This is a genomic window from Kitasatospora sp. NPDC059571 (genome assembly GCF_042735675.1).
Classification (GTDB): domain Bacteria; phylum Actinomycetota; class Actinomycetes; order Streptomycetales; family Streptomycetaceae; genus Kitasatospora.
Genome location: NZ_JBHWBW010000809.1, coordinates 1 through 1,534, shown reverse-complemented (window position 1 = coordinate 1,534; position 1,534 = coordinate 1). Strand labels below are relative to the sequence as shown.

1 protein-coding gene is annotated in these 1,534 nt (G+C 69.4%); it reads left to right on the top strand.

Features of this window, described 5'->3' with window-relative positions; all coding sequences use genetic code 11:
- On the top strand, nt 1-1,534 hold a 1,534-nt coding region (locus ACFV0G_RS39225; RefSeq protein ID WP_380558666.1), incomplete at both ends, for an acyl-CoA carboxylase subunit beta.

Genomic DNA, 1,534 nt, shown 5'->3' with positions numbered 1-1,534 from the left:
CGGGTGGCCGAGCTGCACGAGCTGCGGGAGCGGGTTCGCCGCGGGCCGAGCGAGAAGGCGACCGAGGCGCAGCACGCGAAGGGGAAGCTGACGGCTCGGGAGCGGATCGAGCTGTTGCTGGACGAGGGTTCGTTCCGTGAGGTGGAGCCGTTGCGGCGGCACCGTGCGCAGGGTTTCGGTCTGGAGGCGAAGAAGCCGCACACCGATGGTGTGGTCGTCGGTTGGGGCACCGTGCACGGCCGGACGGTGTTCACGTACGCGCACGATTTCCGGATCTTCGGCGGTGCCCTCGGTGAGGCGCACGCGCAGAAGATCCACAAGATCATGGACATGGCGATCGCGGCGGGTGCGCCGCTGGTCTCCCTGAACGACGGCGCCGGTGCCCGCATCCAGGAGGGTGTGACCGCGCTGGCCGGCTACGGCGGGATCTTCCAGCGCAACACCCGGGCGTCGGGGGTGATCCCGCAGATCTCGGTGATGCTGGGCCCGTGCGCGGGCGGCGCGGCGTACTCGCCGGCGCTGACCGACTTCGTGTTCATGGTCCGTGAGACCAGCCAGATGTTCATCACCGGCCCGGACGTGGTGCAGGCGGTGACCGGCGAGAAGATCAGCCAGAACGGTCTGGGCGGTGCGGACGTGCACTCCACGACCTCGGGCGTGTCGCACTTCGTGTACGACGACGAGCAGTCGTGCATCGAGGAGGTCCGCTACCTGCTGTCGCTGCTGCCCAGCAACAACCGGGAGATGCCGCCGGTGCAGCCGGCCGAGGACCCGGTCGAGCGGCGCAACGACTCGCTGCTGGACCTGGTCCCGGCGGACGGCAACCGCCCCTACGACATGCGCAAGGTGATCGAGGAGGTCGTCGACCACGGCGAGTACCTGGAGGTCCACGAGCGCTGGGCGACCAACGTCATCGTCGCGCTCGCCCGGATCGACGGGCACGTGGTCGGCATCGTCGCGAACCAGCCGCAGTCGCTCGCCGGGGTGCTGGACATCAACGCCTCCGAGAAGGCCGCCCGCTTCGTGCAGATGTGCGACGCGTTCAACATCCCGATCGTCACCCTGCTCGACGTGCCCGGCTTCCTGCCCGGCGTCGACCAGGAGCACGGCGGGATCATCCGGCACGGCGCGAAGCTGCTCTACGCGTACTGCAACGCGACCGTGCCGCGGATCTCGCTGATCCTGCGCAAGGCCTACGGCGGCGCCTACATCGTGATGGACTCCCGCTCGATCGGCGCGGACCTGTCCTACGCCTGGCCGACGAACGAGATCGCGGTGATGGGCGCCGAGGGCGCCGCGAACGTCATCTTCCGCCGGGACATCGCCGCCGCCGAGGACCCCGAGGCGATGCGCGCGCAGAAGATCAAGGAGTACAAGAGCGAGCTGATGCACCCGTACTACGCGGCCGAACGCGGCCTCGTCGACGACGTCATCGACCCCGCCGAGACCCGCCAGGTCCTCGCCGCCTCCCTCGCCATGCTCCGCACCAAGCACGCCGACCTGCCCAGCCGCAAGCACGGCAACCCCCCGATGT